This is a genomic window from Ruegeria sp. CDSA079, assembly GCF_059612245.1.
Genome location: NZ_JBXWQF010000035.1, coordinates 1 through 26,772 on the forward strand (window position 1 = coordinate 1; position 26,772 = coordinate 26,772).

At 53.2% G+C, this 26,772-nt stretch carries 33 protein-coding genes; 14 read left to right on the top strand and 19 right to left on the bottom strand.

Annotated elements, in window-relative coordinates; genetic code table 11:
- Positions 1-280, top strand: a 280-nt coding sequence (locus AC2FJZ_RS21380; protein ID WP_496780189.1) for a DoxX family protein, incomplete at its 5' end; no start/stop codon positions are given.
- Between the two features lie 468 nt (positions 281-748).
- Here the strand turns inward: AC2FJZ_RS21380 and otnC are convergent.
- Genes otnC through AC2FJZ_RS21415 form a run of 7 tightly spaced genes read right to left on the bottom strand, consistent with a single transcriptional unit; the run spans position 749 to position 7,072 of the window.
- Complete coding sequence (gene otnC, locus AC2FJZ_RS21385; protein WP_496780191.1) at positions 749-1,390, bottom strand: 3-oxo-tetronate 4-phosphate decarboxylase; 642 nt, start codon at positions 1,388-1,390, stop codon at positions 749-751.
- A complete protein-coding gene (gene otnK / locus AC2FJZ_RS21390) occupies positions 1,387-2,664 on the bottom strand; it encodes a 3-oxo-tetronate kinase (protein ID WP_496780192.1) in 1,278 nt (425 codons plus the stop codon). The genes otnC and otnK overlap by 4 nt, the downstream gene beginning before the upstream one ends.
- Positions 2,658-3,458 carry an N-acyl homoserine lactonase family protein gene (locus tag AC2FJZ_RS21395; RefSeq protein ID WP_496780194.1) on the bottom strand — a complete coding sequence of 267 codons (801 nt, stop codon included), beginning with the start codon at positions 3,456-3,458 and terminating at the stop codon, positions 2,658-2,660. Before AC2FJZ_RS21395 ends, otnK begins: the two co-directional genes overlap by 7 nt.
- A complete protein-coding gene (locus AC2FJZ_RS21400; RefSeq protein ID WP_496780196.1) occupies positions 3,455-3,742 on the bottom strand; it encodes a putative quinol monooxygenase in 288 nt (95 codons plus the stop codon). Before AC2FJZ_RS21400 ends, AC2FJZ_RS21395 begins: the two co-directional genes overlap by 4 nt.
- On the bottom strand, positions 3,742-5,253 hold the full coding sequence (locus tag AC2FJZ_RS21405) for a tripartite tricarboxylate transporter permease (RefSeq protein WP_496780198.1): 1,512 nt from the start codon (positions 5,251-5,253) through the stop codon (positions 3,742-3,744). Before AC2FJZ_RS21405 ends, AC2FJZ_RS21400 begins: the two co-directional genes overlap by 1 nt.
- 4 nt (positions 5,254-5,257) lie before the next feature.
- On the bottom strand, positions 5,258-6,007 hold the full coding sequence (locus AC2FJZ_RS21410; RefSeq protein ID WP_496780200.1) for a hypothetical protein: 750 nt from the start codon (positions 6,005-6,007) through the stop codon (positions 5,258-5,260).
- A 57-nt stretch (positions 6,008-6,064) separates the two neighbouring features.
- Complete coding sequence (locus AC2FJZ_RS21415; RefSeq protein WP_496780202.1) at positions 6,065-7,072, bottom strand: Bug family tripartite tricarboxylate transporter substrate binding protein; 1,008 nt, start codon at positions 7,070-7,072, stop codon at positions 6,065-6,067.
- Positions 7,073-7,208: 136 nt separating this feature from the next.
- On the opposite strand from AC2FJZ_RS21415, the gene AC2FJZ_RS21420 reads away from it, so the two are divergent.
- From AC2FJZ_RS21420 to AC2FJZ_RS21440, 5 genes are all read left to right on the top strand, one after another.
- Positions 7,209-8,297 (top strand): isocitrate/isopropylmalate dehydrogenase family protein, encoded by a 1,089-nt coding sequence (locus AC2FJZ_RS21420; protein ID WP_496780204.1) that lies wholly within the window; start codon positions 7,209-7,211, stop codon positions 8,295-8,297.
- A complete protein-coding gene (locus AC2FJZ_RS21425; protein WP_496780206.1) occupies positions 8,294-9,325 on the top strand; it encodes a Gfo/Idh/MocA family protein in 1,032 nt (343 codons plus the stop codon). Before AC2FJZ_RS21420 ends, AC2FJZ_RS21425 begins: the two co-directional genes overlap by 4 nt.
- Positions 9,322-9,999, top strand: coding sequence for a GntR family transcriptional regulator (locus AC2FJZ_RS21430; RefSeq protein WP_143534918.1), 678 nt, complete (start codon positions 9,322-9,324; stop codon positions 9,997-9,999). Before AC2FJZ_RS21425 ends, AC2FJZ_RS21430 begins: the two co-directional genes overlap by 4 nt.
- A gap of 215 nt (positions 10,000-10,214) precedes the next feature.
- Positions 10,215-11,315, top strand: coding sequence for an Acg family FMN-binding oxidoreductase (locus AC2FJZ_RS21435; RefSeq protein WP_496780209.1), 1,101 nt, complete (start codon positions 10,215-10,217; stop codon positions 11,313-11,315).
- Entirely contained in the window at positions 11,305-11,754 is a 450-nt protein-coding gene (locus AC2FJZ_RS21440; protein WP_496780211.1) for a MarR family winged helix-turn-helix transcriptional regulator, read from the top strand. The genes AC2FJZ_RS21435 and AC2FJZ_RS21440 overlap by 11 nt, the downstream gene beginning before the upstream one ends.
- 38 nt (positions 11,755-11,792) lie before the next feature.
- On the opposite strand, the gene AC2FJZ_RS21445 is transcribed toward AC2FJZ_RS21440, so the two are convergent.
- The 9 genes from AC2FJZ_RS21445 to AC2FJZ_RS21485 all read right to left on the bottom strand — a co-directional run bounded on the left by AC2FJZ_RS21445 (position 11,793) and on the right by AC2FJZ_RS21485 (position 17,276).
- Positions 11,793-12,800 carry a hypothetical protein gene (locus AC2FJZ_RS21445; protein WP_496780213.1) on the bottom strand — a complete coding sequence of 336 codons (1,008 nt, stop codon included), beginning with the start codon at positions 12,798-12,800 and terminating at the stop codon, positions 11,793-11,795.
- A gap of 130 nt (positions 12,801-12,930) precedes the next feature.
- Positions 12,931-13,101 carry a hypothetical protein gene (locus tag AC2FJZ_RS21450; RefSeq protein WP_496674542.1) on the bottom strand — a complete coding sequence of 57 codons (171 nt, stop codon included), beginning with the start codon at positions 13,099-13,101 and terminating at the stop codon, positions 12,931-12,933.
- Between the two features lie 263 nt (positions 13,102-13,364).
- Positions 13,365-13,919 (bottom strand): CIA30 family protein, encoded by a 555-nt coding sequence (locus tag AC2FJZ_RS21455; protein WP_496780215.1) that lies wholly within the window; start codon positions 13,917-13,919, stop codon positions 13,365-13,367.
- 11 nt (positions 13,920-13,930) lie between these two features.
- Positions 13,931-14,383: a TspO/MBR family protein gene (locus AC2FJZ_RS21460; protein ID WP_496674537.1), complete on the bottom strand. Its 453-nt coding sequence runs from the start codon at positions 14,381-14,383 to the stop codon at positions 13,931-13,933.
- Between the two features lie 13 nt (positions 14,384-14,396).
- A complete protein-coding gene (locus AC2FJZ_RS21465) occupies positions 14,397-14,900 on the bottom strand; it encodes an aggregation factor core (RefSeq protein WP_496674534.1) in 504 nt (167 codons plus the stop codon).
- A gap of 136 nt (positions 14,901-15,036) precedes the next feature.
- Positions 15,037-15,420 (bottom strand): nuclear transport factor 2 family protein, encoded by a 384-nt coding sequence (locus tag AC2FJZ_RS21470; protein ID WP_480746735.1) that lies wholly within the window; start codon positions 15,418-15,420, stop codon positions 15,037-15,039.
- A gap of 144 nt (positions 15,421-15,564) precedes the next feature.
- Positions 15,565-15,945 carry a VOC family protein gene (locus tag AC2FJZ_RS21475; RefSeq protein WP_496674304.1) on the bottom strand — a complete coding sequence of 127 codons (381 nt, stop codon included), beginning with the start codon at positions 15,943-15,945 and terminating at the stop codon, positions 15,565-15,567.
- Positions 15,946-16,959 (bottom strand): zinc-binding alcohol dehydrogenase family protein, encoded by a 1,014-nt coding sequence (locus tag AC2FJZ_RS21480; protein WP_496780217.1) that lies wholly within the window; start codon positions 16,957-16,959, stop codon positions 15,946-15,948.
- 26 nt (positions 16,960-16,985) lie between these two features.
- On the bottom strand, positions 16,986-17,276 hold the full coding sequence (locus tag AC2FJZ_RS21485) for a putative quinol monooxygenase (RefSeq protein WP_496674299.1): 291 nt from the start codon (positions 17,274-17,276) through the stop codon (positions 16,986-16,988).
- Positions 17,277-17,380: 104 nt separating this feature from the next.
- On the opposite strand from AC2FJZ_RS21485, the gene AC2FJZ_RS21490 reads away from it, so the two are divergent.
- On the top strand, positions 17,381-18,268 hold the full coding sequence (locus AC2FJZ_RS21490) for a LysR family transcriptional regulator (RefSeq protein ID WP_496780219.1): 888 nt from the start codon (positions 17,381-17,383) through the stop codon (positions 18,266-18,268).
- Between the two features lie 17 nt (positions 18,269-18,285).
- Here the strand turns inward: AC2FJZ_RS21490 and AC2FJZ_RS21495 are convergent, their stop codons facing one another.
- The 3 genes from AC2FJZ_RS21495 to AC2FJZ_RS21505 form a co-directional block, all read right to left on the bottom strand.
- Positions 18,286-19,206, bottom strand: coding sequence for a haloalkane dehalogenase (locus AC2FJZ_RS21495; protein WP_496780221.1), 921 nt, complete (start codon positions 19,204-19,206; stop codon positions 18,286-18,288).
- A gap of 234 nt (positions 19,207-19,440) precedes the next feature.
- Complete coding sequence (locus AC2FJZ_RS21500) at positions 19,441-21,330, bottom strand: SLC13 family permease (protein WP_496780222.1); 1,890 nt, start codon at positions 21,328-21,330, stop codon at positions 19,441-19,443.
- Positions 21,331-21,983: 653 nt separating this feature from the next.
- The gene (locus AC2FJZ_RS21505; RefSeq protein WP_496780223.1) at positions 21,984-22,565 is read right to left on the bottom strand and encodes a TetR/AcrR family transcriptional regulator; all 582 of its coding nucleotides are present in this window, start codon (positions 22,563-22,565) and stop codon (positions 21,984-21,986) included.
- A gap of 123 nt (positions 22,566-22,688) precedes the next feature.
- Here AC2FJZ_RS21505 and AC2FJZ_RS21510 point away from each other — a divergent pair, with 123 nt between their 5' ends.
- From AC2FJZ_RS21510 to AC2FJZ_RS21540, 7 genes are all read left to right on the top strand, one after another.
- Positions 22,689-23,279, top strand: a complete 591-nt coding sequence (locus tag AC2FJZ_RS21510; RefSeq protein ID WP_496780225.1) for a YceI family protein — start codon at positions 22,689-22,691, stop codon at positions 23,277-23,279.
- A gap of 77 nt (positions 23,280-23,356) precedes the next feature.
- Entirely contained in the window at positions 23,357-23,884 is a 528-nt protein-coding gene (locus AC2FJZ_RS21515; RefSeq protein WP_496780227.1) for a luciferase domain-containing protein, read from the top strand.
- Positions 23,885-24,094: 210 nt separating this feature from the next.
- A complete protein-coding gene (locus AC2FJZ_RS21520; RefSeq protein WP_496674281.1) occupies positions 24,095-24,430 on the top strand; it encodes a hypothetical protein in 336 nt (111 codons plus the stop codon).
- A 58-nt stretch (positions 24,431-24,488) separates the two neighbouring features.
- Entirely contained in the window at positions 24,489-24,956 is a 468-nt protein-coding gene (locus tag AC2FJZ_RS21525; RefSeq protein WP_496674278.1) for a DUF411 domain-containing protein, read from the top strand.
- Between the two features lie 20 nt (positions 24,957-24,976).
- Positions 24,977-25,420 (top strand): c-type cytochrome, encoded by a 444-nt coding sequence (locus AC2FJZ_RS21530; RefSeq protein ID WP_496780229.1) that lies wholly within the window; start codon positions 24,977-24,979, stop codon positions 25,418-25,420.
- Between the two features lie 12 nt (positions 25,421-25,432).
- Positions 25,433-25,777, top strand: coding sequence for a copper resistance CopC family protein (locus tag AC2FJZ_RS21535; protein ID WP_496780231.1), 345 nt, complete (start codon positions 25,433-25,435; stop codon positions 25,775-25,777).
- Positions 25,774-26,652: a CopD family protein gene (locus AC2FJZ_RS21540; protein ID WP_496674273.1), complete on the top strand. Its 879-nt coding sequence runs from the start codon at positions 25,774-25,776 to the stop codon at positions 26,650-26,652. The genes AC2FJZ_RS21535 and AC2FJZ_RS21540 overlap by 4 nt, the downstream gene beginning before the upstream one ends.
- The last annotated feature ends 120 nt before the right edge of the window (positions 26,653-26,772 follow it).

Here is a 26,772-nt window from a genome sequence, read left to right on the forward strand (position 1 = left end):
CTTTGAAATCCAGTTGGGCATGTTCGAAAGCTACGGCCTCAACAGGCAGATCATGTTCCTCGTCGGATGCGGGGAACTTTTCGGGGCAATTGCCATCTGGTTTCAATCGTCGTGGATCGGGCCGCTAGGAGCACTTGCGTTGCTCTGCACATCTGTCGGAGCGATATTCTGCCATCTAATGTTCGATACTTGGAAGCAGGGTATACCGGCGACGATAACAGGGACACTTGCGGCTCTTGTTTTGAACGCTGGGTATTCGATGCTTCTAAACATACTGTAACAACGGCCACCCGACCGATACCAAGAAATCCCAGGACAGCGATGGAACGTCCACAACGGGCCTTTATTCTCGACTTTGCAAAGTCCGCTTTCTGCGCGTCGCAGACCTTCGCGAGAATCCAATCAAAAAGACCGTAAGGAACCCAAGGTTCCTTAAGGAGGCCCTTTGCGTGATTGAGCAACGCAAAGGACCATAACCGCAACGACTACGCCAAAAACTGATTGAATTCACCGCTAGGGCAGACAATCGCGCAGCGCAAAACTATGGGCAAACTACGCAAACTTATGGGGTGCGCGAAGTTTTATGCGCGTCCCTACACACAGTGTAGGGACGCGCATAACGCTGCGCTTTTGCTATTGATTTCAATCATTAAATTCAGATGTTCTTGCCCCTAACTTTGCGTGGTATTTGCTCATAATTTTGCACGATTTGCCCAAAAGTTTGCAGACTCCCCCTATCGGTGTCCGATTACATCCTTCCGTAAGTCTCTTTGAGTTCTGCGACTTTTTCAGCATCCAAAAGGCGGGTTGGCAGGCCGCGCAAAGCCACTAGTAGCTTGGCCGTTTCCTCCAACTCTTCCGCCGCGCAAACCGCTGAGAAGAGGTCTTTTCCTGATACGACGGGACCGTGGTTGGCCAACAGAACCGCACTATATTTGCCACCCAGTACGCGGATCAAATCACCGGACTTCGGGTCGCCCGGCTTTACGTATGGAACCAGTTTGACCGTGCCAACGCGCATGACCACATACGGCGTCAGCGGTGGAATACAGTCATTGGGATCGGTGTCTTCCAGACACGACAGTGCAGTCGCCCAGGTCGAATGCAGATGCACCACTGCACCAGCTTCCGGCCGCGTCTCATAGAAGGCTTGGTGCAGAAAGACCTCCTTGGTCGGCTTGTCTCCGGAGACATGGTTGCCATCCAAATCAATCTTGGCGATGTACTCGGGATTGATATCGCCCAAGGTAGAATTCGTTGGCGTCATGAGAATCCCGTCATGTAAACGCGCAGAGACATTGCCCGCAGTGCCAACGGAAAAGCCACGCGCAAACAGCGAGGCGCACAACTCGGACATCTGCCGGCGCAGTGCCTGTTCTTCAGAACTCATTTGCCTGCCTCCATCATTCTCAATGCTTTCGAGAAGAAATCTGGAGCACCAAAGTTTCCAGACTTCAAAGCCAGCGCGATGGGTTCAGATTTCCCAACGCTCAGGACTGGCACGCCCGGGTCGATCTCTGGCCCAATTGACATGGCCGGTGACCCCAGTGCCTCAGAGACGGCTTTGGCAACAGCTCCCGACGTCTCACCTCCAGCTACAACCAACCGCTTGTAGCCCTTTTGGACAAGTTCTCGCGCGGTATCTGCGAAGAGATTGTCCAGCTTTTCCGCTACGGCTTCCTGACCAAACTGACCTTGGATCGCACGCACATCATCCGGGCTCCCCGATGAATACGCGAGCGGCGCCTGACCCGAATGCGCTTCAAAGAAGTCCAGAAGCGTTTGCGTGGTCACATCCCCGAACATGACGCCCGGAACATCAATTGCGAAAGTCGGATGGGATTCCGCATGAACATCAATCTGCCTGCGGGTCGCACCTGAACAAGAACCCGCAAGGATCGCGGCAGGCCCTGCGATACCAGTGAACACAGTGCCAGCACTTTTGGATGAAGTCTCTCTCAGGAAGTTTCTTGGTAGCCCCAGTGCTATACCCGATCCCCCAGTAATGAGCTTGGCATCCTTTAGAGCTTCGCCCCAGGCCAACAAATCTTCATCCGAAATCGCATCGCCAATTACAAATCGTTCGCCGGTCTTCTGCAAAGCATCAGCAATCGCCTCTGATCCTTGCTCCACGGCGTCAATTGACACCAACCCGACCGCTTCTTGGGTCTGATACTGCAACCATCGCTTGATGTTAGCATCCGTCATCGGAGTAAGAGGGTGATTTTCCATCCCGGACTCGTGCAAAAGCTTACCGAGCACAAATAGATGACCGTGATAGACCGTGCGTCCCGTTGTCGGAAAAGCCGGGCAGAAAACCACCTTTTGCGCACCCAATTCTTGGGCCAGTGCTTCCGCAACGGGGCCGATATTTCCTTCCGTCGTGGAATCGAAGGTCGAACAATACTTAAAGATGAACTGCTGGCATCCTTGGTCCGCGAGCCACCGCAAGGCACTCAGACTGCCTGCAATGGCTTCCTCAACCGGAGCAGTGCGGCTTTTGAGTGAGATAACACCCGCTTCGATCTCTTCGTCGACCGGGATATTAGGAACACCCGGAAACTGCGCGGTTCGTAACCCACCTTCTGGCTCCATGCCCTTTGCCAAGGTGTTCGCAATATCACTCGCACCAGTAAAATCGTCCGCTATGACACCGATTAGCATAGTTCGATGTCCCTCGTCGGCCCAGGGTCTAGCCTATAGATATGCGGCGCTGCACCGACTGGAAAAATCTCGCGCACAAGTGGATCATGACCGGGCACGATAAGTCGAGGATGCGAGGCCAACCTCTCGAGTGTCTCGAAACCATCCATCATGTCCTGCAAATCGACGACGATGGGAAAAGCTTTTCGCGCCATGAAATTCTCATAGTAATGCGAGGCATCTGAGGCCAGAACCATCCACCCGGCTGCTGTTCTTACACGAACACATTGCAACCCACGCGAATGCCCACCGATACAGTGCACGGTGACCCCATCTGCTATCTCGGCATCTCCGTCGTAGAACACGACCTTGCCTGAATAGAGGCGCTTTACGGCCTCGCAAATATGGCCCGCCGTGAAAGGCGCACGTAGGTGGTCGTGGCACATGCAGGGACCTGTGGCGAAGGCCATTTCCGCCGATTGCATATGCAATTTAGCGTTTGGGAACATATGCAGCCCCCCTGCGTGGTCATAGTGAAGATGGGTCACGATGATATCTGTCACCTCTTCCAGCGTGATGTCCAAGGGACGCAGAGCCTCGTGTGGGTCCATCGCAATGGGACGACCACGGGCGGCTGCCTCATCGGAGTCGTAGCCGGTATCGACCAGAATGACTTCGTTGCCGCGCTTCAATACCCATACGAAATAGTCCATCGCATGAGGTGCGTCGTGATTGTCATCCAAGATGAAGCTGTCGCGTCGAGTGCGGGCATTTCGATCCGCGTATTTCACGGCGTGGATTTCCCAATCGTTCATCGGATGACCTCGGAGTACTGGTGAACTACCTTGGTGGAGATCAAATCAGCCACAGCCTCATCGAAGGATTTGAAATGCGCGCTTTCCAAGTGGGCGGAGAACGCTACGCTATCATCATAAAGCTCATAGAGAAAAACTGTCTCGGGATTGTCGCCGAGACAAACGTCAAACTGCTGGCATCCGGGTTCTTCACGCAAAGAGGTTGAAGCGTTTTCGACCATCAGCGGCAAAAAGGTGTCTCTCTTACCGAGTTTGAGAGTAAAGGTGACAGTGACAACAAACATCAGACAGAAAGTCCTTTAAGACGTGAGAATGCGCGCTTTGCGACGGGCAGTTGGCTGAGGATCAGACCAATGTTGAGCACCATCAGAATGGCCGCACCGGGCCGTGAAAAGAACACCGAAAGATCCCCATCCGACAGGAACAGTGACCGGCGGAAGGTTTCGTCAAACAGGCTTCCCAGAATAACCCCGATAACCAACGGGGCGATTGGGTACTTCATGAGGTTCATGAAATAGGCAACGGCGCCGACGCCAAGCATCAGGTAAAGATCATTGATGCCACCACCGACGCTGAAGGAACCAATTGTTGTCAGAACCATCACAACCGGCAAGAAGATGGTCTGCGGGATCGCAAGTATCTTGATAAAAACCTGAGCCGTAAAAAGCCCCATCAGGAACATTGTCAGTGAGGCCAGCACAAGGATTGCAACCACGCGCAGAATTATCTCGGGGTCTATCGTCGGGCCTGGGATCACGTTGTTGATTTTGAAGGCCCCCATCAAGGCGGCGGCGGGTGGTGAACCGGGAATGCCCAACACTAAAAGCGGGATTAGCGCGCCACCAATACAAGCGTTGTTTGCTGTTTCAGAACACAGCAGACCTTCCAATGACCCTTTTCCAAACTTGTCGCCCTCGGCAGATACGGTCTTGCCGACACCGTAGCTGACCCAACCGGCGACATCTTCGCCGACGCCAGGAAGCGCTCCTACCCCGGTCCCGATCACTCCTGAACGGCCAATGGTCGGCAAGTAACGTCGAATAGAGCGAAGGTTTGGAAGAATACGGCCTTTCAGAGCCAGAACTTTCCCAGCCTCAACATGCCTTAAACCGTCGATGATTTGGGGAATGGCAAAGGCCCCCATCAAAACCGGCACGACCTGAAACCCGCTCATCAAGTAAGACCAGCCGAAGGTATAGCGCGGCTCAGACAACAGAGGGTCAAGCCCCACCATGGACATCGCAAGCCCGATCAGACCGGCGATCCATCCCTTAATCACTAGGTCTTCGCTCATCAAAGTGCCAGAAAGCAGAATGCCGAACAGGGCCAGTAGTGCTTTCTCTGGGCTTGCGATGTTCTTTGAAACCAAAAGCAGCGCCCAGACAAAGATCAAAAGCGTGATGGTCCCGATAACTGTACCAATGAAACTGGCCGTTGTGGTCAGCCCTAGTGCTTCGCCCCCTCGACCCGCTTTGGCCAGAGGGTATCCATCCATGGCCGTCGCCGCACTGGCCGCCGTGCCCGGAATGTTCAGCAGGATTGACGGATAAGAGCCACCGTAAATCGCGCCGACATAGGCCCCGAGCAAAGCGATGAGCGAATAGTCCAATGGGATCTTGTTGCCGAAGAAACCCGTCAGGATCGTCACTGCCAGCGTTGCGGTCAGGCCGGGCAATGCGCCGAACGTGATTCCCAAGAACACGGATGCGATCAAATACAGATAGGTCAGCGGGTCTACTGCCAGGCCCACGAATGCTGTCCCAAATCCAGCCAGTTGCGAAAGGATAAAGTCCATCCGGTCAATCTTTCCATAGCGGACGAAGCGTCACGTAGTAGTGGTATTCGATTTGCTTGAAGATCAGCCCGCCGCGCGCGGGTACGTTCTGTCGGAAAACAAAGGCCATCGCACAAACGAGGATGAGCGGGGCAAGTATTGCCACCAACGGAACGAACCGCAAAACGCGTTCGGAAACCGCCTTGCTCAACACCACAAGTGTGAGCGAGACCCATAAGGCCAGTGTAAACCAATCATCACTGTGTGCGTTCCAGTCCGACTGCGCGGGAAAAACAGCAAACGCAAAAAGCCCGGCAGAGACAACTGCGATACAAGCAACCAAAGCACGCCGAGCATGGTCGCCGTAGTAGCCGTAAGTCAGCGCTGTAATCAGCAACCCAGAACACAGAATGAAGTCCACTCTTGGAACCAACCCGACTACATATGCAAGAAGGATTAGGCCTATTGTTGAAGCTCGAAAGGCTTCCGACTTATCCCATCCGATCCCCAAAGCCCTGAGCGCGTTTTGGGCCCCACCAGAGCGGATCGAAATTGCCAGCAAAACGAAGGACAAGCTAAGCAATCCACCGAAGATGAACAGGGGTACAATTGCAGCCGAGTTGTACCAATCCGACCCACTTACACCTGCGCGGTTTTCACCCCAAAGTGGAATGTCCGACGTCTTCCAAAGAAGAAAGACGGACACTGTTATAAGCACTATTGCTGCCCAAAAGTCGCGCGTCCGCATGACCAGTGTTTCGTCAGGTTTGTCCATTGCCTGCCTCCTGAGGGAAAGGGCGCAATCAAGTGCGCCCTTTCAAAATTGATCGGATTAGGGCTTCTCGATACCCAGCGAGGCCGGATCGACGGTGGCAGCTCCAAGGTCCTGCAAGGTATAGGCGAAAGTAGCCTCGAGGTTCGCAAACAGTTCTTGAGCTTCTTCACCGTGTTGACCACCGACATCATAATTGTTTGCAGAGGCCCATTCGGCGACGGTGTCGGAGGCAATAGCTTGCTCGAAGGCATCACCAAGCGCGGCCTTTACATCGTCCCCGGCTGAACTGTGAACTGCAAACCCGATGGCCTGTTTGAGCGGCAAATACTGATCGAGACCGTCATAGATGCCAAAGGCAGAAGGCACTGTTACCCCTGCAATCTGCGCATCTTCGGGCGTCAACATCGCGAGCGGTTTAAGTTGACCGCCTTCAATCAACGGAGCCTGTTCAGCCAGTGACGTCACAACCAACGCAACTTCACCCGCTATCGCTGCTTCCTGCCCGGGCGCTGAGCCTTTGTATGGAACAAACTTGAATTCTGCACCGGACCCTTTTTCGATTGCCAGAAGATTCAAGTGGTGGATCGAACCTGCGCCGGAAGCCGCCGCAGGAATAGTGCCAGGAGCAGCTTTCGCAGCGTCGACCAGTTCTTCCAGCGTATTGTAAGGGCTGTCCGCCGGGACCGAGATCAGATCAGGTGATCCACCAACAATGAACGGATACCAAAAATCAAATTTCTTATCCCAACCACCCTGCACAGCAGCGGTGACGTTAGACTCTGACAAACCAACCAATGTATAGCCATCGTCTGGTTGGTTCATCACGTAAACCATGCCGTTGGAGCCTGCGACACCACCTGTTTGATTGATCACATTGATCGAGACCGGAAGGTGTTTTTCCATCTCGGCCATGATCATTCGGTTGATCGTGTCCGTGCCGCCACCGGCCCCCCAGACCACAGCTGTGGTGATGTCACGATAGGGGTAATCCTGCGCAGCAGCTGCCCCGGCAATCCCGGTCGCCACCACGGCTGCGGCCGCCAACCGCCCTAGCTTTAGTTTCATTTCCAAGTCCTCCCAAAACAACTTCGCGTTTATTGTTGCATTTATTTGCGTATACATTAAAGAATGCATTGTCAACGGACTGTAGTGAAAGCTGCTATCGCGCTATGAATGCGAAACGGGAAGGAAGCGGGCCAAGATGGAAAAGATGTACGAAGTTGCGGTGTTCCACGGGGACGGGATCGGCCCGGAAATTATGGCCCCTACGATTGAAATCCTGCGCCAGCTCTCGGGCAACAATCCCAGCTACAAGCTGGCGTTTGCAGACGCGCCGGCAGGCGCAGGCCACTACGCCAAAACTGGAGAATCGTTTCCGGCTGGATCACTCGAAACCGCACGCAATGCGGACGCAATTCTGCTGTCTGCAATGGGCTTGCCGGATGTTCGATACCCTGACGGAACCGAGATTTCACCGCAGATCGATCTGCGAAAGAAACTGGGACTCTTCGCTGGTGTGCGTCCTGTAAAAGTAAGCAGCGAACAAATGACCCCCTTGGCGCTGCCCCCCGGAAAAGAGATCGACTTTGTCTTGATACGCGAAAGCACAGAAGGGCTGTTCTTCACCCAAGGCGCTGGCGAAGTTACCGAACACGAAGCACGTGAAACTCTGCTGATCACTCGTGAGGTGTCCGAAAAACTGTTCCGTTTCGCGTTTGAACTCGCCCAGAACCGCAAAAGAACCGGGCGCGGCCGGGGTCGAGTTACATGTGTCGACAAAGCCAATGTATTCCGCGCCTTTGCGTTCTTCAGATCGATGTTTGATGCAGAAGCTGCACACCATCCCGAATTGCAGGCAGACCATGCCTATGTTGATGCCACCGCTCTATGGATGGTCCAGAAGCCTTGGGAATTTGATGTCTTGGTGACTGAGAATATGTTCGGAGACATCCTCTCTGACCTTGGTGCGGGTCTCATGGGTGGTCTAGGACTGGCGCCTTCAGCTGATATTGGGTTAGACCATGCTGTATTCCAACCCTGCCACGGCTCCGCTCCGGACATTGCTGGACAAGGCATTGCCAATCCCTTTGCGATGATCCTGTCCGCAGCAATGATGCTTGAATGGTTGGGGTTGATCCATGATCACACAGGCCTGTCCAACGACGGTGAACGATTGCGTGAAGCCGTGGAAAAGGTGACTGCGAACGGACAGAACCTGACGCGCGACCTAGGTGGCACCGCCGGAACGCAGGACGCAGCCTCATCGGTATTGGAAGCACTTTTGGCATGAATACTCACCAAACCGTCAGAGTCGCGTGTGTGGGTGCGGGGTACTTCAGTAGGTTCCACTACGAAAGCTGGTCCCGAATGCCCGGAGCGGTTCCGATTGCATCCTGCAACCGTGATATCAGCAAGGCGAAAGAAACAGCACTGGCCGCTTACGATGATCTGTCAAGAATGTTGGAGGCGGAAGAACCAGATCTCGTGGACATCATCCTTCCACCTGTGGCGCAGGTCGACGCCATCCGAACGGCACTGCGGTTTGGTATCAAGTGGTTGATCTGCCAAAAGCCATTTTGCCTGTCGCTGGATGAAGCAGAGAAGATCGTCTCCGAGGCTGAGGCGGTAGGCGCAACTATTGTCGTGCATGAAAATTTTCGCTTTCAGCCCTGGTATCGTGCGATCAAGGTGGCGATGACCGAGGGTCGAATTGGAACACCTCTACAAGCGACTTTCCGGCTTCGACCGGGCGACGGACAGGGACCACGAGCCTACCTTGACCGGCAGCCGTACTTTCAGGACATGCCACGTTTTCTGGTTCATGAAACAGCGGTTCACTGGGTAGACACGTTCCGGTTTCTATTCGATGCGCCCAGCGCAGTTTATGCGGACTTGCGCCAAGTTAACCCCGTTATCGCGGGCGAGGACGCAGGTTACATCCTGTTTGACCACCCCAACGGTTTGAAAGCTCTGTTCGATGGCAACAGATGCCTTGACCACAGCGCCGAAAACCTGCGTCAGACCATGGGCGAAGCGCTCATCGAAGGATCGGAAGGATCACTGGTTCTTAACGGCGACGGTTCAGTTGAACTCCGTTTTTTTGGAAAACAGGAGCGCCAGCAGATTCTACCTCCAAGCGATCATGATGGATTTGGAGGAGACTGCGTCCACGCCTTGCAAAGTCACGTCGTTTCAGGCCTTCTAAGAGGCACGCCGTTGGAGAACACGGCTCGAGACTATTTGGACGTGATCCGCATCGAAGAAAGCATCTATCTCTCGGCTGCGGAGGGACGAAAGATCAACCTGGAGACGCTGTGAAGGATCAGGACGCAAAAACTCTTTCCAATACGCAACGCGCTGTTAGGGATTTGCGACAGATGATCCTGTCCGGCGAACTTGCGGCCGGAACTGACCATCTGGAATCGGAACTCGCCGAGACCCTTGGCATGTCCCGCACCCCGATACGGGAAGCTGCGCTGATGTTGGAAAGTAAGGGGTTGCTGGAAATGCGGCCCCGCAAGGGCGTGCGGATACTGCCTGTTTCATCAGATGATATGCGTGAAATCTACGACATCCTGACGGAACTCGAGAGTCTCGCAGCACAGCGCGCTGCCGAAGCGGGTTATTCAGAAGATGAACTGGCGGTCCTTGCTGGATCAATTGCAAAGATGGACCAAGCCATCGAAGCCGAAGACCTAGAAGCCTGGGCCGAGGCCGACGAGTTGTTTCACCAGGAGCTCGTTCGGTTGGGCGGCAACAAACGAGTCGAAGCGATTGTCGCCATGATGAGCGACCAGGTACGTCGCGCGCGCGCAACGACGTTGTTCATCAGGCCCCTGCCCGTCAAATCCAATGAAGATCACCGGGTTGTTTTCCAAGCGATTAGTGAAAGTCGACCGGATGTCGCCCGTGAACGTCATCGAGAACACAGGCTGCAAGCACAGGCTATGCTTTGCGGGATACTCGAAAAGCATCGGCTCACCAGCCTCTGATCTTCTCGTGTCCGGTCGTTAATCGCCTAAAATAGCTGCCTATTTTCGGCATTAAAGGCGCTCCATATACTTGCCTCCCACGGCAGTCCACAGTTGCGTCCGGCTGCTCTGATTTACTTTTTTTCAAGTCACTCATCCAATCACCGCATCGACTGGGGGTGAAGTAGTACGATTTCGTATTATTTAGTTCGATATCGTACTACTGGAGAGTCAAAATGCCAAACAGAAGACGTTTTCTAAAAGTTCTAGGTGGAGGCACGATTTTGGCGGCAACGGGTGCGGTTGGGTTTCTCGCTACACACACGCCGCATGACGCGCTGGCTCCGTGGACGCCAAAACCGTATGACGACCCACGCAAAGCCGCTTTGTCCTACGCAATTCTCGCCCCCAATCCACACAACTTGCAACCTTGGCTGGTCGAGTTGGTTGGGCAAGACAAGGTGCGCATCTACCGTGATCCTGATCGCGAGCTTCCTGAAACCGATCCTTACCACCGCCAGCTCTATATTGGCCTCGGCGCATTTGTTGAGACTATGGTCCTTGCGGCAGGTGCGCTCGGGTTTGATACCGAGGTTAAGTTACTGCCAGATGGGGATGACGGACCTATTGCAGAAGCAGTGTTCCTACCTGGAGGGGCACCCGATCCACTATCAGATCAAATCCTCAAACGGCATTCCAACAAAGAACCGTACACTGAACAGCGGCTGTCCAAGGCGGAATCGTCGGTCCTTGAAAACTATGCCACTCTGATTTCCGATGAGGATCTAGTGGCACGTGTTCGAGACCTTACGAAACGCGCTTTTGAAATCGAAATGCGAACACCGCAGACGCTGAAAGAATCCGTCGACCTGATGCGGATCGGGAAAGCAGAAATAAACGCCAACCCGGACGGGATTGAATTACGTGATCCCATGCTGGAAACACTGCGACTTACCGGCCTATTGGACAATGAGACCCTGATGAATGTTGACCACCCAGGCACTCAGTCACACATGCGAGGCTACTTCGCCATGCTAGACGCGACGCCACAATACGCAGTCCTCACGACAGCCACAAATACGCGAAGCGATCAACTCGATGCCGGGCGTCAGTTGATGCGTTTTTACCTGAAGACAACCGAAATGGGACTAGGCGTTCATCCGATCAGTCAGGCCCTTCAGGAATATCCTGAGATGGCCGATGAATACACTCTGGCGCATGAGCTTCTTGCGTCATCGGGCCATACGGTGCAAATGTTGCTGCGTTTAGGGTATGGACCCGAGCCAATCGCCACACCCCGCTGGCCGCTGGAGACACGAATTCTGAATGAAGCCTGAAGATGAGACCAACGAAGTCTACCGGTTCTTCACCGAGGTCGGGATCATCAATCAGCTGATCTCGGCCAAGCTTGAAGCGTTCTTACCTGGTAGAATGACCGCAACCCAATTTGGCATATTGGGACACCTGGTCCGGCGTCCCGAGGGGGAAACTCCACTACAGCTATCGAACGCTTTTCAAGTGCCCAAGACGTCGATGACGCACACGCTCTCCAGTCTTGAAAATCATGCTCTGATTACCCTTGAAGCCAACCCCAATGACAAGCGTTCGAAAATTGCTCGATCTACACCGAAAGGCGCGGAGTTTTTGAAAGCTTGTATGGAGCGGATGTCGGAATCCCTGGCTCCAGTTTTGTCCGAACTCGGGTTCGATCCATTTCACAATTCGCTGCCGAATCTGACGCTCATACGCGAAGCTTTGGACAGCGAACGGGACTAGGCAAAAACTGGTGTTAGCCAGAATGTGAAGCCAAATTCTTAGAACATCATGCAATCCGCGCCCGGAGGCAGCGGCGGCGATCCTTCAGGCAAGGTGGGCGTGTAGTCAAATGTCACAATCTTCGCGCCGCTGTCGAACGCCACGAACAGTTGGTTAGATCCCGGCCTAATAGCGATACCTTCCGGGTCAGTTCCGAATTGCAACAGACTTTGCCGAGCGAGCAATTGACCATCTACCGAGAACTCATACAGGCTGTTTGACCCTTCCCAGTCATCAACAATCAACATGTGACCGGTGCGTGGGTCAATCGCGATGCCCTGTGCCTCGCTTAAGGGGGGAGACAGCTTCATGGTATCCAACCTCGCCGTCAATGCACCCTCTGAAGTGAACCAGGACAACCGTTCCGGATCATCTTCTACGGTCACGATCTGCCCATTGGCATTGATCGCGATCCCTTCGGTATCCGCAAATCCACCTTCAAGTTTGAAGGGTGCACCTAAAGAGACTCCGTCCTTCGTGACACGTTGGAGGCTGCCAAGACCGTCGCCTACCAACAAGTGATCCCCTTCGATAGCAATTGCCTTGATACGGAAGAGATCGCTAGATATGCGGCGCAACTCATCACCTTGCAATGTAACGAGAATGGCCTCGGGCCCCTCATTCGCAATCCACAACCCACAAAACGTCGGATCGTAGTCCAGACTTGCGGGTTGATTGAGCTCATAACGCCCTGTTTCGCGAAGCTGCAGTGCCATGACCGGGGTAGACATAGCAAAAAGGGATAAGGCAGTGGTCCTCACACACAAACACTCAGGATGCTCCCAAAACTGAGTTATAAAGGTGGGGCAGTGACGTGACGGGTCAATACAAAGAGCGATTGAACTCCTAACAATAGAGGCCAACACATTGCCTGGCCAGAGAGCCGGAGAACGCCAAGAATTGGCGCAATGTTGCGTGAGTTTGAAATTTCCGGCGATGCAAACCAAGGTGAAGAACTGGAGCAACTTCTTGAATCGCGGCGAAACCCGAAGTTCCGTGTCGCGCAACAATTATCGAAGAGTCTGTCGAGTCCCCACTCCCGGCGCTGCGTGTTCCTCGGCTTTGGTTTTACCAATTGCAGAGTTCGATCTGATTTACCCTAACTCACGGAAAGTTTGGTGTTGCGCCCCGAAACGCTCAAGCTTCAGCGATCATTGTGCCCCAGCTGGAAAAGCCACTCTCTGTCTCACAGATGATCGTGTCCATCCCGGTTACCGCATCGTTCCCAAAGTAGCACTCCGCAAACGCACCGGTGCCAACAAATGATAGTGTCAGGGCAACAAGGCCCAAAGCTGCAATCCTCTTCATGATACTCACTCCTTTTGATAAGCGTCATGTGGGAGTTGTTTTTTGCCGAAAGTACTTTGCTTTGATTAAGTATTTTTAACTTAAGACTGCCAGACGAGTTGTCTCTTCAGAAAGCAGCACACTCTTAATGTTCGCTCCGAAAAGACAGGTTCAGCATCTAGAATGAAGAAACAGCACATCCGCATTCAGGCATTGGGAGAATTCGATCTCAAACAGTGTCAAGCAGACCTATTTGAAGATAGCGGCCCTCTCTAGGGAGACCTTCAGTAGAAACTAATCTCGCTGACATCAACGCGGGCCTCGTGATCGCGACCGTACGCCACGACCCCAACTGAGGTGATTTCGTCAGCAACGGGAATAGCGCGCAACATGGCACCTGAAGCCTTGAAGCCTGACAGAGGTAAAGAGACTTCGGTCCATTTGTCAGAAGTTGGGAACTCGGCCTGATAGTATTGCCACGGAAGCACAGTGCCACGTGTCCTGAGGTGAACAAAGTATTGCTCGCCATTTCCCCGTACTAACAGCCTGACGCCCGATACACTCGCATCTGGCCGATCAGGCAACTTGCGTCGGAATTGGATGAAACCGCCGTTGTTTTCTTTACTGACGGTTCCGGTCAGCCGCGCGAATGCAACATTACCTTCCGAACTAAATTGCACCTGCCCTGAAGAAACTCCGCCCATGACAGTGTCGGCAACGTAGTTCCAACGTGTCTCCGCAGACTTGGAGAAGTCCTCAGCAAGATTTTCATCAGCCTGAGCCATTGTAGATCCGATGATAACAAGACCTGAAACAAGCCCAATAAATTTGGCACGCATATTGTTCCTTCTTAGTTCAGTATTGCAATGGAAAGGTTCAGCGCCGCGGCAAATGCGACCCATACAAAGTAAGGCAAGAAGGCCAGTGCGGAGACCCGATCCGAGTTCCTGCCTCGAGCGATGAACATGACGATCACGATCAGCAACGCGACAATGACTACAAGAGCAAACCACGGCAGTTGCAGTACGAAAAAGGTTGGGGACCACAAAAAGTTCAGACCCATCTGTGCCCACCACAGCTTCATGGCAGTCGAGCTTCGGTCTGCTTCGAACTGCCGCCAACCCGCCATGGCGATCAACACATAAAGCACCGTCCAGACCGGGCCAAATACCCAATTTGGTGGATTGAAAGCAGGCTTAGAAAGCTGCGCATACCAATCGCCAGGTGCGGTCAGTGTCCCGATCAGGATGCCGCCTCCCAACATGAGCGCAAGAAATGCTATGCGGATCAACAAATTCGACATTGCGGTACTGCTTTCAGCAATCCTTGGTCGTCACGTTGACAAGCGCTTCGGAAGAGAAGGTTGCAGTACTGGTTTTATCCGCATCGGAATAAGACACCGTGGCGCCTTCGATCTCCGACCCTGTTACGGTGATTTCGCGTTGCCCGATAGTGTCATCTACATCGATGGTAAAGGCGAGTTTGTCCCCGGCTGCTAGGGAGGCGATCTGAAGTTCAATTGTATCTTGCCCGTCTACGACAGTTGGAATTTGCCGCAGAGCATCCGCACCCTCAACGAATTCGAGAGGTTGGAAGACCTCTGCACCCGCGCCCTTTTCGGTAACGTCGAAAATCAGGCGCCCGGCAGATTGCGACAAGTCAATTTTGACGGTCGAGGCTTCGACTTCGCAAGCTCCGACGTTTGTCAGAACAAAACGGTCTTTGGGTGCGCCTTCTATAAAGCGAATTTGTACACCAGCTTGAAGCGAAGTAGCTGCAAATAATCCAAGGGTCGCCGCAAGAATACTCTTCGGGAGCATATTTTTCTCCTTCCCAATGGGTTTTTGATAGATACGCTACGGCGGGTTTCTTGGATCAGACTTATGCCCTTTGACTATCGTGGTTTAGCCGACAGGACCTTTCGAAGTTCCATGCACCGCTGTCAGAACGGTTGAGTCAAAACATGCCGTTCTCATTCTCGCTGTTTGCCGGAACCTCCTGAAGAACGTCCCAGTGCTCGACAACCTTCCCATCGACATCCAGGCGAAAAATATCGATCCCTGCGTACTCGAGACCATCGGGCCAGATTTGATGGCAATGCAGAATAACGTGATCGTCTTCAGCAAACGCACGTTTGATGTCCACGCGCTTTCCCGGGTATTCGGCGGCCATGCGCTCGAAGTACTCGACAAAAGCTTGCTTACCGTCGCCAACATGCGGGTTGTGCTGCGTATAGGTTTCCCCAACAAAGGTTGCGATGGCCTCGGCTGGTCGACACGCGTTGAACATCATTTCGTAAAAAGCGATGACGTTTTTCTTGTTTGTTTCGAGGTCCGGCATGCTGATCTCCAAATCTACGTTTGTACCGTCCATAAATGTTGGTCCGCGTAATTCTTGGAAGCAACCCGGCAAGGATCTCGACCACTAATCGCCAAGAGTTTAACAGCTTAAATTTGCGCTCCGACTATTTATAGAGTTGGACACTTACTCGGTTTCTTCGAAGTCTATATGAATATGATTCCCATCAGGATCGGCCACATGGATTTGGACCATTCGGGCGCCCGTGACGTCAGTTTTGCGATACTGAATCTGCCTCGAGATCAGTTTTTCCTCGAATGCGCTCAAACCCGTGGCTGAAAGCGCAAAATGCTCGAGCTTGAGCTTCACTTCGGAGCCGACATTAGGCGTTCCTTCGTGACCCACAAGGTGAACCACGGCGTGATCACCCGCATACAACCAAGCTCCGGGAAACGGAAAATCAGGGCGGGCCCCGAGTTTTAAACCCAAGACCTCTTTATACCAAGTAACCATCTCAGGCAACCTAGTCGTCACGATATTCACATGATCTAGCCGCTCAATTCTCATCTAAAAACCCTCAAGCACGAGCTTTCCTTTGGCCTTGCCGCTTTCAAGGATAGCATGCGCTTTCTTTAAGTTTGTAGCATTGATCCTACCAAGTGTATCGGTCGCCGTGGATCTGATCTTTCCGTCATCTATCAACCTGGCGACCTGATTCAGGATTTCGCTTTGACGGTTCATATCTCCAGTCCCAAAAAGCGACCGAGTGTACATGAACTCCCAATGCAATGAGATCGATTTGGGTTTGAACGGCGCGATGTCGAAGGTTTCAGGATCATCAATCAACCCGAAGCGACCTTGGGGTGTCATCACCTCTCCAGCTTGAGACGCATAAAGCTGGGAATGGTTCGTTGAATAGATGAAATCCACGCTTTCGATACCGAGAGCCCCGAGTTGCGTTCCCAAAGGTTCCGCATGGTTGATGACATGGTGTGCGCCAAGCTCTCGAACCCAGTCTTGTGTCTCGGGTCGGGACGCCGTTGCCATCACTGTCAATTCAGTGAGGGCCCGTGCCAATTGAATGGTGATTGACCCGACACCGCCTGCGCCACCGATAACCAGCAACGTATTGGTCCCGCCGGAAACGGCATCTTGAACTCGCAAGCGGTCGAACAGCATCTCAAAGGCAGTAAGCGTCGTTAGCGGCATCGCCGCAGCTGCTTTCGCCGGTATGGATTTTGGCGCTGATCCGACAATACGTTCATCCACCAGATGAAACTCGGCATTGGTTCCCGGTCGGTTTACTGCCCCGGCATACCAAACTGCATCTCCCGGACGGAAAGTCTCAACCGTTTCGCCAACTGCTTCGACGATCCCTACTGCGTCCCACCCCAGAATATCAGGTGCGGGACCTACAGGAGCACGTTTTTGCCGAATTTTCGTATCGACCGGGTTCACTGAAACGGCCTGCACTTTCACCAACAAGTCATGCCCCTTCGGCGTCGGTTTGTCGGCCTCGAAGTCGATTAAGGCGTCCGCCCGATCAATCGACCCTGTCTCACGGTATCCCACGGCTTTCATAACGTGCTCCTTTGTTCGGTTCTGTATCAACCGATGACTGTCATTTCATTCAACGTGAATTCTGCAACGGCACCCTCTGTTGCTTCCAAGTAAGCCGCAAGGTGCTGAGCACCCATGTGGGTTTGCCAAAGCTCCCGGCTTTCCCAGTTTTCGTAGAATACGAAATGGGCCGGGTTGTCGTTGTCCTGGTGCAGGTCGTAGTTGATGCAACCCTTTTCGGCACGGGTTATGTCGATGAGCTTGATCAGCTCACCCTTTACGAGGTCGATCTTGTCGGGGTAGGCTTTGATGTTGGCGAGGATTGTCAGCTTGGCCATTGGAATAGATCCCTTGTGTTCTTGAGCGATGCGCTAGATTTACGCCGCTGTACTTTCGGGATAAACAGGGCGTAATCGAACATATAATCCGGAAATTCCGTTTAATGCTTTTAGATAATCTTCGCTTGTTTCTGACCATAGCCGAGAAAGGCAGTCTTGTGGCCGCGGCGCGCGAGACAGGGATGTCGAGTACGACAGTGTCCGAACGGCTCGCGACTCTGGAGGCACATTACGGTGTGGTTTTGTTCAACCGCACCACCCGTTCCATTAGCCTGACCGAAGAAGGACGAGTACTAGCTGACGGTGCAAGAAACGTACTCAGTGAGGTTGCGGACCTAGATACACTTGTTCGGCACGGCGCCGAAACTCTGTCTGGCCCAATTCGCATAAGCGCGCCGATTGACTTGGGACGGAGCATTGTTTCCGAGGTTATTGCCGAATTCACCGAAGAGAACCCTGCCGTCTCAGTCGAACTGTCCCTCTCAGACGGCTATGTCGACCTTGTAGGCCAAGGTTTCGACCTCGCCGTTCGCTTCGGCAACATTACGGACAGCTCGCTCAGGTTGCGAAATCTAGGAAGCTACCAACGTTTCGTATGTGCATCCCCAAGTTACCTGGCCTCATTCGGAACGCCTGAAAAACCAGAAGATCTATTAAACCACAACTGCTTGGTGATGAGGTTTGGCGACATGATCGACAACGTTTGGGAGTTTGGATCAGGACCAAATGCCCAGCGCGTATCGGTAAAGGGAAATCGAATAGTCAATGATGGTTCACTCATCCGCGATTGGGCGATTGCAGGCCATGGGGTCGTCTTGAAGTCGGATCTGGATGTTGGCGACGATGTTCGATCTGGCAGACTTGTTTCTGTCTTGCGTGACTTCCTCCCACCGTCGAAACCTTTGCAAATGATGTTTCCGCCGAGCCGAGCCCAACCACGTCGCATAACGGCCTTAGCTGAGCATTTGCGTCGCAAATTTGGTGTGAGTTAAGGCCACAGGGGAAGTCACTAATCTGACAGCAGCTGTGTTTGCTCAATGAATTTCAATGTCGCCTGTGCCAGCTCTGTGCCAGCATCTTCTTGAATGAAATGCCCCGCTTTAGGCAAAACGGTATGGTTTTGACCAACTGTCCCAGGGATCGACTTTTGGAACAGTTTGTCTACCCCCGCCATGACCCTGTCATCTTCTCCAAAAACGGTCAGAAACGGGGTGTTTAGGGTCTTGAGGGTTTCCCATGCGGCTCGGTTGGGTTCAGAAGCTGGATTATCAGGTGTGTCGGGCACCAACACTGGAAACTCTCGAGCGCCTGTCAGATAGCGCGCATCCGGAAACGGTGCGTTATAGGCTGCGACCTCTTCATCGGAAATCTTCGATGTTGTACCGCCGAATACAATACGGCCCGAATTAAAATCAGGTACGGATTGTGAATATTCCCGCCATGAAAGAAATGCTTCACCCAAGGGCACGTCACCGGTGGGCAAGGCCGTGTTCGCCACAACAACACGAGAGAAACGCTCGGGCATACTCGCGACCAGCCGCAAGCCTATTAGACCGCCCCAGTCCTGGCAAACCAATGTGATGCCCATTAGGTCAACTTTCCGCAACCACTCGGACATCCAGTCTACATGGCGTTGGTAGGTGTAATCGAACCGCTCGGTTGGCTTGTCCGACCGTCCAAATCCAATCAAATCAGGAGCCAGAACTCGATGGCCAGCATCTTTGAATAACGGAATCATGTGCCGATACAGGAAGCACCAGGTTGGCTCTCCATGCATCAACAATACGGGCGGTGCCTGTTCCGGTCCCTCGTCCAAATAGTGCATTCGGAGACGACCGCCTTCGGTATCATCCACATCAAGATAATTCGGGCCGAATGCGAAATCTGGCAACCCGTCAAACCGATGGTCAGGTGTTCGAAGGAACTTCATTGTGAACTCTCCAATATGCCGACGGTATTGGCCAAGCAACAGTGATCGATAAAACAAAAACGGTCCAGTACCAGCGTATGTCGACGTCAGGTTTCCATAAGTTCGACACACTTCTTCGCTCGCTGGCAGCGAAGACCCTTTATGCAGGCATTTTGAATCTGCTGTTCTAACAAAGATTTTGGTTTCAAAAACCTTTTCTTATGAGTTTTTCAGTACGGATCGCCAAGATTCGGCTCAGAAGAAAAGCATAAGTCCGGTCATTGAAACAACCAAGAAAAGTAAGGTCATGATTCCGCCCGAGCGAACGAAATCGACCACCCGGTAGCCTGCTGGGCCCATGATCAACGCGTTCACTTGGTGTGTTGGGATCAAAAATGAGTTGGACGTTGAAATTGCCACGGTGAGAGCAAATACAGCCGGGTTACCACCCGCCGATATGGCGATAGAAACCGCCAGCGGCACCAGCAGAACAGTTGCACCTACGTTCGACATGACCAGCGTGAACGCCGTTGCCAAAACGGCGATTCCTGCTTGCAACGACCAGATCGGCCACCCCTTCAGAAGGGCCAACACATGCGCTGCAATCCAATCCGCAGTGCCAGTGTTCTGAACCGCCTGACCTAGCGGGATTAGTGAAGCGAGTAGAAAAACAGTACTCCAACTTATCGACTCGTAGGCTTCGTCAATCGAGAGCACCCGGCTCAACACCATCCCAATAGCGCCGATCAACAGGCACAATGACAAGCGCAGATCAGAGAATAGAATTAAGCTCAACGCTATTAGGAAGAAAGCGAGCGCCCATCCGACCTTGTGTGGCCGTAACTCTTCCTGGGGAAAATCCGAAGTTACGACGACAAAATCCCTGTCCGACTTCAGTCGTGTCAGACGGTCCCACTGCACGTGAACCACACACGTATCACCGGCCTGCAAAGGGACTTGCCCGATATGCGTGGCTGAATGATCCTCGGTTTCAACGTGGCTCAGTGTTTCTTCTCCGCGCTGAATGGCCAAAAGAGACAAACCATGTGTCTGACGGAGACGCAAATCAATCGGAGTCTGGCCGATCACTGAAGAACCGGGAGGAATAACAACCTCGGCCACCCCCGATTGGGTCGCGGCGAAATCATCCGCAAAGACATCTAGTTGGGGTAGGATCTCTAATCCGTAAGGCTCAGCAAACTGATGCTCAACCACCCGACGCAGGCCAAGCACTGCGAGCCGCGCAGGGGCTTCGATCTTGGTATCCGCCATCGGCGCGATGACCTTGTGGCCGCGGTAAGATGTGCCAAGAATGTACATGTTGTGGGCGACCATTAGATCCGCGAGCGTTTGCCCAATGATGATCGATCCTTCAGGAACACGTATCTCGAACATATCGGCCCTAAGCCCATAGGTGTTTTCGACATAGGTCTGCATAGACCGGGCTGAGCTTGCGTCTGCTCCACGCTCCCGCTGCGCTGGGAGGACCCAACGACCAAAGAGCACAAAGTAAAGCACTCCTGTCAGCACCAGCATCACACCGATAGGCGTGACTGAAAACAACCCAAATGTCTCCATTTGTTGGTCAGCCGGAAGGGATGAGTTTGCTGAAACAATCAGGTCATTCAACAGGATCAGGGGTGATGACCCGACCAATGTGATAGTACCACCCAGGATCGCGCAAAACCCCATGGGCATCAGCAACCTACTCATCGGGATTTCCGTACGTGCCGAGATGCGGCTCACAACAGGCAGAAAAAGCGCAGCAGCTCCTACATTCTGCATGAAGGAGCTAATGACACCAACCGTTGTTGATATGATTGGGATGATCCGGGCCTCTGTCGTGCCACCATTCTTGAGGATCAAGGCCGCGACCTTTGACATAAGTCCAGTCTTATCAAGCCCAGCCCCAATTACCATCACCGCAATAATGGACATTACAGCGTTGGAGGAGAAACCTTCAAAGAGCCTGGAGACATCGGCAAGATTACCCAGCCCCGGTAGATAGCTCAGTGCGCCCAGCAGTACCATTACAAGAATTGCTGAAACATCGATCCGTATAATCTCGGTAACAAAAAGTAAGACTGTAAAAGACAATAGACTCAGTACGGCTATCATTTCGTAAGTCAGTGTTGGTAGTTCCATATCATACTCCCAACCTGACGTTACCTGACTAGCGGCAAATACGAAGGGCCAACTCTGCGCGGCAGATAAGGCCAAAATCCATCAGGCCGGCTCACTCAACTCGTTTCCTCGGACGAAGTATCTGCTGAAACCTGGATTTCGCCAACCCAAAGAGACGCTGATGGCAAACTCATAAACCTCTCTTAAACATCACAATGCGAATTGAACTTTCACTATTGCTAGATTGCAAACATATTAATTTACCGTGTCGTCATCATTCATTTTCAGTCATTTTTACTTGCTAAGTCGGGAAGGCTTGGTGAAAGCCGCCATGAGAACAAGCGCTGCCAAAACTCTGAAAATATGATGCTCACCGACGAACGCAACAGCGCGACCACGGTCACTGCTACGATTGACATCTCCGCCAAGCCTCTAGGTGAATAAACTAAGACAAGTGCGACGGGTCTGTCTCCAGCGCGTTCGCGACCGCCAATGCGCCTGAGAAGGCCACAGAAATCCTCCGTTGCTCAAACCCCAAAATCTGTCCGGTTGGTGCTGACGTCAGACAGTTTTGACCATGCGACGTGCTGATGTCACGCAGCGAACATTGCCCCAATGAAATTTTGGAAATTATTATGCTTCTTGGTCGCTTTGATTGCAAAGTAAGGCGATGGTCACTGCCACGAATTGGTTTTCGCGATATTGCAAAGCAGATCAACATGTTGATCCAACCAATCTTCGTCCAGTATCTCGTGACGTATGAGCTTGCGGAAATAGGGGGCAGCGACTGCTAGTTCTATGAGTTGGTCAACCGGAACGTCGGCGGTGATCTCACCGCGGCCTACTGCGGCTGCAAATACTGCTTCAACACTCGCGAACCTGTCCTTCATGAATTCAGTGATCACCAACCGCGCTTCTTCGTCGGTGGACGCAGCAGCGACCACCTGAGGCGCGATTTGGCCCCATGGTGTGTCATTCAAGGCTCCCATCAGTACACCGAGTAACCAGCGCAGGTCAGATCGTAGCGGGCCATCTGTTTTGGGCGGTATGTTCGGCGGTGTTGCGATGCGCCGAAATGCTGCATCACGCAGACTACGCGCATCTGGCCAGTGCCTGTAAAGTGTACTGCGCGAAATGCCCGTTGCCTTTGAAACTGCGCCATGAGTTACGTGCAGCACGCCTTCCTCCATTAGTATCTTTTGCGCAGCATCAAGCGCGGCCTGTCGTGTGGCGATCAGCCTAGGATCTTCTTTCAATCATTCCTCCTACAGAACAATTTGTTGCATAGTAGAACATTTTGTCCTAAAAGTATCGCCAGGTGAAACTAAAGCTCAATACTCAATTCCGCGAACACGTCTTGTCAAAATGGGAGCGTATCAATGTTCAAAGTGGCAGCAACCCCGCTGGCGGTACTCTTATCGATGGGCGCGACCGCCGCATTGTCCGAGAGTGGAACTTACGAGCTGGATCCTGGACACAGTCAGGTATTGTTCAGCTACAACCACATCGGGTTCTCAGAAACATTTGGAATGTTCTCAGGTTTTAGCGGCGAGATCGAGTTCAACGAAGATGATCCGTCTGCGTCATCTGTCACAGTGTCTATGCCTGTAAAATCCATGATCACGGGCTGGGATGCACGTCTGCAACACTTCATGTCCGATGATTTTTTTGGCGCGAGCGATGGTGATGTGGTCACATTCGCCTCCACCAGCATTGAAGTCACCGGGGACAATACCGCGAATATTTCTGGCGATCTGACCATGAATGGTATCACCAAACCCGTTGTTCTGGAAACGACGCTCAACAAGTCAGCGCCATACCCGTTTGGTGCAAAGGAGGGCACCCCGACCTTGGGACTGGCAGCGACGGCGATCATCGTGCGGTCTGAATTCGGACTTGGGGCGTTTGCACCTGCGGTGAGCGACGAGATAGAGCTCTTAATCAATATCGAAGCGTTAAAGGGTGAGTGAAGTGTACAAGGGCACCGATACGGTGCTCAGCACTCAATCTTTTTGATTGGCGGATGGTCAACACGATGAATGTACACATGAGAACATTGGCGGTTGCTGTGACGGTAGTGGCATTGATGTGCTCGATGGCATCCGCGCAAGAGCGCTCCTTGCCGGAGCGCACCTCGCCCCGTCCCGAAACGACAAGCGGCGTACCGCATACTCAGATTGGTGTTGAAATTAATGCCGATTTGGCCCAGCTATTGCTGGAGCGAGTTGCCCAATTCCCAGGGGTCACACTTGGCCCAACACGCATATCATTACCTGGCGCGATTGGCTTTCAGCTTGATCCTGACATGTTGTTGTCTCAACCGAACTCTATCGTCGGTGGGTTTGAGTTTGCGCATATGCATCCTGATGGCAGTTTGCACGCTTCGCTGCACCCCGCAATGGCCCGACGGGCAATTGAGGCTGGCTGGGCCGTAGGACACCCTTGGGCTAATCAACGTCCCGGATGGAGTGGCTTTGTCATGATCTATACTCCGACCACACCAGTAGAGTTGGATGTCGTCATCGATCTGGTCGAAAGTTCGTACACCTTCATCACCGGAAACACCTTGGGTTAAACGCCCACCTGCTGACCTTGCCGTTGCTGACTAATACGCAGGTCAGCCAGTATTCAGTCCTACGGGGATATTCAGGTGATCCATGTTCCACTGTTCCAGCCGGGCATGATCCAGAGATGTGGCGGATCCATAATGGGTGCAACTAGGATCGTTTGCGTCGCCCCATTCTCGTAACTTGTCAAAACAACATACCCCCAGTAGGTATTTGGTATGTTTCGCTTGGTCCTGTCGATACTTCTTGTTGTTGCATTCTCTGGCGCATCCGCAGCGTCGGTGAAGCATGGCTTGACCCATGGATCGGATCATTCTGGTCATCATGCTCAAATGGCGGGCGACGATCCGTTGGCTAATGCCGAGGAAGCTGCTGCGGATTGTTGCGACACCGCTAGCGGCATGGGTTCAACATCCTGTTTTGGTGATCTTGTCGCCACGGCGGGGATTTCGCCGAATGCTCCATTGATGATCTCAGTGGGTGGTGTGACGTACGCTGGAGCCGATTTTTCGGGCCTCGCTCTGGGTGTTCCCACCGGTCCTCCGAAAGCCTGAATGGCAACGGGCGCTCGCCCGCATTCCGTTCAAATTTCACATCAAAGGACCGACAGACATGATCACACGTCGTCACTTCACCAAACTGTCTGCAACTGCTTTCATCGCGACCGCTCTTCCCGTCCGTGCAGGCACCCCAATGCATGTGCTCAGCTCACCAGGTTGCGGATGTTGTCACGCATGGGCCGACTTGGCTCGCGCACGCGGCTACGCCGTCACCGTTGAGGAACTGACGGACCCCGAGGTACAGAAGTCAGCGCGGAGCATCCCGATGAACCTCGCGTCCTGTCACACTGTAGAAGCCGATGGTTATGTCTTTGAAGGCCATGTGCCGTTCGAAGCACTGGAAGCCGTATTGAAGGATCGGCCTGACATCACAGGGCTCGCTGTTCCTGGCATGCCAATGGGCTCCCCTGGTATGGGCGACGATCCGTCCGCCCGTTACGACGTCATTGCATTTGGGGGAGAGGCTGGGGCCGGTACGGTATACTACCGCGCGGGCACCGCGCAGCCGTTCGACACCTGATGCTAGGGCGCACAACACTCTTGGTCACCGGTGGGCTTGCGCTCGCCGGTTTCTCCGTAGCGTTCGTTTTGGCCCAAGCCTTTGAACCGGTCGGTCTTTTAACACCTGATGACGCGGAAGTTATCGCCGTTGGCCAAGATATATACGCGAACCAATGTGCTATCTGCCACGGTGAGAACCTTGAAGGACAGCCAAACTGGCGGATACGCGGCGAGGATGGTTTGCTACCAGCACCGCCGCATGACGCCACAGGGCATACGTGGCACCACGATGATGAAACGCTTTTCACCCTGACCAAATTTGGCCTGGCCGGACTGATGGAAAATGCGCCCCCAACCGGTATGCCGGTCTATGAAGGTGTGTTGAGCGATGGCGAAATCATAACGGTCCTATCTTTTATCAAGTCAACCTGGCCCTATGACCTTCGTGAGTACCACGACGAGTTGAATGCCCAATCCGAATAGAGGAAAACTCAGATGATCAAACAAACTCTTATCGGCTTGGTCGTAGCAATGGCTCCAATGCTTGCGACCGCGCATTCAAAGTCCGAAGCAACGACACCGGCTGACGGTGCTACCGTTACGGAAGTGCCTGAGCTTTCCATGCGGTTCGATGATCCGATGCTCATCATCTCGGTCACGCTAACCTCACCCGATGGCGATGTCGAAATTGACCGCGAAACGGGTATGGACCCCGCCATAGAGTTCCGGGCTATGCCTTTGGAGGACCTTGCACCCGGAAGCTACCGCTTCGACTGGCGCGGTATGGCTTCCGACGGTCACCCGATGCAGGGCAGCTTCTCTTTCACGGTCGCTGAGTGATCGGTCTGGCACCCATTGACGGTGTTGTTGTCTTGGCCATTTTGGCGAAGGCACTTGGCTACGGCTCGGCGCTGCTAGCGATGGGTGGCGTCCTGTTCACGGTCCTCTTTGCCAAGCGCGCTGAAGAGTCTGTTCTACGCCTTGCGCGGCAACTTGCGGTCGGAGCTGCGATTGTCGGTTTTGCCGTACTTGCTTTACGTTTTGGCATCAGAGCAGCGCGGATATCTGGGATGGGCTTTGAGGGCGCGACGGACCCAATGATGCTTGGTTTTGTTTGGGACAGTCCGCTTGGCACCGCCGCGATCTGGCGAGGGGTTGGTGAACTCGCGATATTGGCAATCTTGCTCTCCCGAGTCGGGCAGTGGATCGCTTTGGTGGGCAGCCTTGCCGTAGCGTTTTCCTTTGCCCAGGTAGGACACTCGCTTGGAGAGCCTACAGCGGTTCTCGCTGTCTTGCTGGTTCTTCATTTGCTGGCTGCCGCGTTTTGGGTCGGTGCTCTCCTGCCTTTGCGCAAAGCGGCGCTCACTCCCAATGGGGCCGAACTACTGCACCACTTTGGCAGTGTCGCTGCTTATGGAGTTGCCGTCCTGATTGTTGCAGGCGCAGCGCTCGCATGGCTGCTCTCGGGCTCCTTGGCCGCCTTGTTCGGAACGGCGTATGGATTGGTGCTTTTGATCAAGATCGTGATCGTTTCTGCCCTACTTTGTATAGCGGCGCTGAACAAGCTGAGATTTGTTCCGGCTCTCAGGGCTGAGAAGCGTGGCGCGACAATTGTTCTCCGACGGTCGATTTCAATAGAGATGTTGGCTGTTGTCCTGATCCTGCTTGCAACGGCGACCCTAACCAGTGTGACGACACCTCCCATCAATCTCTGACGGCCTAAGGTCCGAAGCAGGAGCTGCAAAGCCTTGTTACGAATGTCCGCTTTGGGCTGATATTGTTGAAAAACAACGTGTTGCTGGCGCAGAGAGAGGCGTACCGAACTGAGCGCGAGT